The organism is bacterium, from assembly GCA_022616075.1.
Lineage (GTDB): Bacteria > Acidobacteriota > HRBIN11 > JAKEFK01 > JAKEFK01 > JAKEFK01.
The window spans coordinates 1-5826 of the sequence record JAKEFK010000363.1 but is presented as its reverse complement, the minus strand read 5'-3'; the positions used below and the strand labels follow the sequence as shown (position 1 = coordinate 5826).

Annotated in this window: 4 protein-coding genes; all 4 read right to left on the bottom strand. The window is 46.6% G+C overall.

Translation table 11 applies throughout. The features are described 5' to 3' along the window. The coding region (locus tag L0156_27885; protein ID MCI0606822.1) for a carboxypeptidase-like regulatory domain-containing protein at positions 1-395 on the bottom strand (395 nt) is incomplete at its 3' end. 360 nt (positions 396-755) lie between these two features. Beyond that, positions 756-2021, bottom strand: coding sequence for a VWA domain-containing protein (locus L0156_27880; protein ID MCI0606821.1), 1266 nt, complete (start codon positions 2019-2021; stop codon positions 756-758). Positions 2022-2234: 213 nt separating this feature from the next. Further along, complete coding sequence (locus L0156_27875; GenBank protein MCI0606820.1) at positions 2235-3200, bottom strand: tetratricopeptide repeat protein; 966 nt, start codon at positions 3198-3200, stop codon at positions 2235-2237. A 184-nt stretch (positions 3201-3384) separates the two neighbouring features. Further along, positions 3385-5403: a hypothetical protein gene (locus tag L0156_27870; GenBank protein ID MCI0606819.1), complete on the bottom strand. Its 2019-nt coding sequence runs from the start codon at positions 5401-5403 to the stop codon at positions 3385-3387. Between the last annotated feature and the right edge of the window lie 423 nt (positions 5404-5826).

Sequence of the window (5826 nt, the reverse complement as noted above, 5' to 3'; positions counted from 1 at the left end):
TTCTTGGTATCTACAACCGGTGTATCAGCGACAACGACAAATTCTTCTGCCAGTGTCGGCCTCAACGTGATTTCCAGGTTGACCGAACCGCCGATGGTAACGCGCACGTCTTCTTGACGCACTTCTGTGAAGCCTTCAATGGAAAACGTCACAGCATACGTTCCCGGAGGCAGGTTCGCAAATCGGAAACCGCCGGTCGGACCGCTCGTTGCGGTCTGAGGCTGAATCTCGGAAGATTCAAGCGTGATACTTACGCCAGGCAGCGGAGCCCCTTTATCGTCTGTCACTTTACCGAAAATCGACCCCGCTTTGGTCGCAACTTGCGCCGAAGCAGGGGACGTAAAGGCGAAGACGAAAAGACCCGCCACGAGCATAAGCAGGAGTTTACTTCTCATGGCTCCTCCATAGAGAGATTAGAGTTAAATTTTAGACCTAGTAGGAGCAACGCCCCCACTTTGTAATCTTGAAACACGCGATAAATAGCAATCGACGTGCCAAAGAAGGCGAATATAATCATCATTTAAAATGAATAACTTACAGTCGTTGTCTCGTTCGTTCGAATCCGGTCAATCCAAGAATTTGAATGAACAGAAACCTGGCGTCTGTAATTTTGGAGTGAAAGTCCCCAATCTGTATTGTTTCGTCCCTACAGTTCCCAAAATCGTCCGCTTAATGTCCCTTTCGCAAACTGCTACACAACGCGATGTACAAATAACCTATTGGAATGGCTGAGATCTTATCACAAACCGGAAAGTTTATTCAATATACCCTTTTCTATGCCTGACTTTGACTCCCGGACGGTCCACTTTTACTTCTATTTTGTGATAAACGCCTCGCTTGCTCGAGAAAGGGACGCTTGCGCAGAGCCAGTATTGTTGACTCATGTCACTGGCAATCTCAGCAAGACCCTTTTGATAATTCTGAGAGTTGGTAAACGCAGTCCCTCCGGTTTCTCTCGCGATCACAATCAATGAGTCCTGAAGCTCCCGCTGATAGGAAACGGTGTTAAACCCGAGCGCGAGCTGGATACCATCTCGCTCTGGACCCTTATCGTTAGCAATCAGGCCTCTAGCATCCAAAGAATAAATGGTTACGTTCAGCCGGTTGAGAATTCCGATGGTTTTCCTGACCTCGTGATCGAAATCATTCGTAGGACGATCCCGGAAGTTTAAATCTTCCGATCCTATAACGGAAGTTGCATCAATGGCGCGGTCAATGATCTCAAAGTAGTTCTGTCCGGGGCGCATGGAGAACCCGCCGCTGACATACATCATCACAAGCCGGCCATCAAATTGATTTCCCTGCAGGTATTGAGCGATGGATAAAAAAGAGTTGAGAGTGTAGCGGCTGAGGTTTTCATCCTGGGAAGCGTAACTACGCGCTAACCCGCGGGCCTGCCGGATCTGCTCAGGATTCCTATTGGAGAGTCCTGACCCTTCGCGTTCGGTTTGCTGTGTAGCGCGGCTTCCAAAACTCAAAAGGCTAAGAATTTCCTTTTCGTTGTTCCTGATTCGCGCATCCATTGTTGCGCTGCCTTTCATTTTCTGAATGACACTGATGATTGCTTCCTTATTAGCAGTCATCTTTTGAACAACACCCAGATGAACTGTGGGAAGCAGCGCGAAAACCATTCCTTCATCATGATCGGAGAAATTGTTCCGAAGAAAATCCGTGAACTGTCTTTTCAAATAATCAACGCTTCGCGGAGAACTGTTTAGAAGATCAAAGAAAAAAATGAATTTTCGTTTTTGATTGTCGCTTTGCGAGGCTTCTTCGTTTCTAGCAAACTCAAATGGATCGTAGAAGACTTTATCAAAGCAACGAATCTCCGCTTGCTTTCCATCGATGAAGACCCGGAAGTCTTCAGCGCTGAGATCGGATACGACGCGATCGTCTTTGTCTGTGGCCTTGGCCCATATTTCAAGCAAATCAATCCGGACTTCTTCTTCCAGTTGTGCCCATGCAGGAAAAATCGGCAGGATGGAAATGCAGATCACAAAAAGAATGAATCTCTTTTGCATAACCACACCTCGGTTAGTGGAAACCATTCTACTCCCAATTTATTTGGAATACAAAATGAATGTCACCAAAGGGAATATATAGGCTAGAAAATCGGAAGGGGAAGGCGTGAACGGGAGAGGTAGTGGCAGAGCATTTTGTGTTTTTTTCAAAATGCTCTGCTAGAAGGATATGTGTCGAGCATTCGCAAAAAACGCGAATGCTCGACCACTACATTATTTCATGGTGTCCAGCATTTCTTGCGCCATCTTAGCGCTTTCAGAGGCCGGATCTAGTTCAATTACTTTCTGGAACATCGCTTTGGATTTTGCGTTGTCCTTGACGGAGAGATAGGCGGCTCCCAGCTGGAAATAAGCATCGATCATTTTGGGATCCAGCTCGATTACTTTTTCCCAATAGCGGATCGCTTCTTGTGTTTCCTGGGCATTGTAAAATCCGACACCTACGTTATACAGAGCGTTCGGATTTGTTACAGTTTTTAAATCAAGGGCTTCCAGTATCTTTTTCGCGCCGGCAACATCTTTCTTTTCAAACAGAATTCCGACCGCGGAGAGGCGCGCATCCATATTGGAAGGGTCCTTTTCCAGTAGCTTGTTGTAAGCTTCCAGAGCTTTATCACTATTACCGATGAGCGTATACAGATTGCCGATTTCGCCATAGAGCGCGTGAAGATCGGGTTTTAGCTGCATTGCCTGTTCGTATTTTGCAATCGCTCCGGCGTAATCCTTTTTGTCTGCCATATCGCTTCCTTCCATTATCAAAGCGCGGCTGGGATCTTCTTTCGCCTGATTTTGCCCCGGCTGCACTCCCGGGATAGTGGGGGGAGCTTTTTCCATTCTTTGTATAGATAGAACCACGGGTTTGTTGTATCCCGATTGCTGGATCGCATACGAAATCTGTTTTGTCTCATACCCATCTTTCACAAAGTCAATATTCCAGTTGCCGCCCGCAATTCCGTTGGCGACCCATTCTCCTTTCTCATTGCTTTTGACTTCAAAGCTCGCTTGCAGCCGATCGCTGGTAAACCGGACAGTCACATCGCCCACAGGTTTTCCATCTTGATCGGTTACCGTTCCTTTTACTCGTCCTCTTCCTTTGGCTGCTCCGCTTTGAGCGTTGGCATCCATGGCCGCAAAAAGTGACGCAATGATCAGAACTAACAAAAATGAACGTATCTTCATTGTTACCTCATCCACGATAAAAGTGCCATAGTAATGAGCAATGAGTCATGAAAAATCCATTCCATTGCTCGTAAGTGATTCACGTAAGAGGAGTAAAAAAGTATATTCCAAATATGACCGGGAGGCAATCTAGTGCAGGTAACTCAAACGATCCTCCCGCCTTAATAAGGGGGAGGAGTCAGCACTATTCAACATAAGTCTCGACGTCCCGAATGACTTCCTTGTTTTTCCCGCGATCGATCACATCCACCCGTAAACGATAGTTTCCTTTGCTGAGACCCGGCAAAGTTTCGATTGTCCAGAAAAGTTCCACGCCTCCCCGCTGCACCAGTCGTGGCTCCTGCATCAGTCCAAATTTCTCAATTTCAAAGGTCGTTCCATTGTCGCCAAGCAACCGCAAGCGAACGGAAGGGTATTTTTCGCCGGGGCTGAAATTATACACTTTAAAATAGATGACCTTACCCTTGTCGTCCGCCTGCACTCGAGGTGAGAGTTCGGGAAAAAAGATATTCGGACCTACCTTATATGGATACATAACTTCCTTTCCACGTCTGGTCTGAACCTGGTCCGGTTTCGGCCAGAAGACCCATTCAAAATTGTAAGATGGAAAGAAAGGGTTTGTTAAAAGAAAATCGGTGTCCCTGAATGGAATCCTCCCGGAATGCGTGAATGTTTCGCCGGTATTGCCATTCAAAACCACAGTCCGCAGACTGATCGGTCCGTGACCGGCGAACAACACATTCCACACTTTCAGTCCCGCTTTCTGGAGTTTTCCTTTCAGCGTGGCGTTCGAAAGATCCAGGGAGACAGGCAAATGATAGAAATCGACGATCGTGCCATCCTGTTCGATCGCAAAACCATAGAAATCCAGTTGCATCTGTTTCGCCTTAGTTGCAATCAAGGAGTTGCCGAGAACTTCAGTAAAGGTCGATACACGATTCAATCCATCATCCAGGATGATGTCCGACCAGAAACGGTATTGATCGGATGAAGGAAAATTCCTGTACTGCGCCTGTGCCAGGTGAGCTTTTTTCTCCAACGGACTGTATTCGGACAGGGGTTTGGGAGCGAGCCACCGTAGCGGAAAATCTGCTTTCGTGTTCCCTGCTTTCATCTGAATTATGTGAAGCTCGTGAAAACTCTTTTCCCTTTGACCCTGCCAGCCGAGAATATAAAAATTCTGATCCGAGCTGAGAATCTGTGGAGCGGAAGAAGCAAATTCCTGTAATTTTCTATAAGAGCCGATTGTTTTCTCCGCTAGATCCTTTAGAAAACCGTTGTCTTCAGAGGAAGGATTAAAAATGTGAACGTGACCATCCGTTCCTTCAATTAATCTGGAAACCACATTGGCATCGTTATCGCGACTGCGTTTTGTTTGAAGCCCTTGTTTCGCCATCTTTTCCAGATCGCGAGGTCCGAGCTGAGTAATCTCCCGCAAGGTTTTATGGTCTGCGCGAGCATCCTCCCCCTCCTCCTCTTTCTCCTCCTTTTTCATCTCTTTCAAATCAACACGCAGTCCTTTCACGTCCGTACCGGGGCTGAAGAGAATAACATTTTTCCTTCCCTGTATTGTGGAAAGCAAGGAAGCAAGATCCACAAAAGCCTGGATAAAAAGGGGAGAAAGTTCTTCTCTGGTCTTCGGATCCACTTCGTACGTTTTCAGATTGGCAAGGAATTCCTCATCACTTAAGAGTGCTGGTGGGACCGGATCCGAAGAGAATGTGGAAGAGTACAGGTTTCCGTCCGGCCCTTCCATCATTCCGGAAAGGACGACTTTTCCCATTGCGTTCCAACCTGTAATGAGCTTGGATCGATCGGCTGTGAATCCCGAAAAGAAGCGCAAACCATCTTCATTCGTGATTCCTGCGAGCGCGATGAGATCTTCTTTCGGCACTTGAGCAACAAAATCTTGAGCGAGCTTTCGAATTTCCAAAACCTGGGACGGAGTGAGATTCAAAAAATCAATCAACAGGACATATTGCCGGCGTCCTACAGGATGCGCCAATACGTTTGCGTCCCGCGCGGTTGTATCTACATGCAAAAATTCCGTGAGCGGAACCTCAGCATCATCCATTCGAAAAGAAACATCCGATTGGGCAAGCGCTCCCTTCGATTCTGTGTTGACAAGTGTCAGGTACATGGTTTCGCTCGATGCGATGGAACAAAGAAAAAGGAAGGAAAAAAAGATTACTGCTCTTTTCATCTTTAACATTGTAACCCGGGCCAATGCTCTACTTAATATATAACCATATATATAATCCAAATGTAGTGGCAGAGCACTTGCCATTATTTTTGAATGACCTTGTTCTCGCACAATGCGTGCAATACCATGACATACTTCCTGGCGAGCAAGTGCTCTGCATCCGGGGATCGGGCAGAGCATTGTCTAAGGAATTAAGGGCGCTACAAACAAAACTTAATTGCCCAATCGTGCTCAAGCTAAGGTTACGGACAATGCTCTGCCACTACAAGCCAAATGGGTTTAGACTATTATATAAATTCACAGTCTCAGTTCAGGAGGGTCCATGAAACCAAGACTTATTGTAATCATAGCGCTGGCCATTGTTGCGATCGTCATACTCGTCAACACGGTTCTGGTTGTTGATGCCGGGTATTTAGCGGTCGT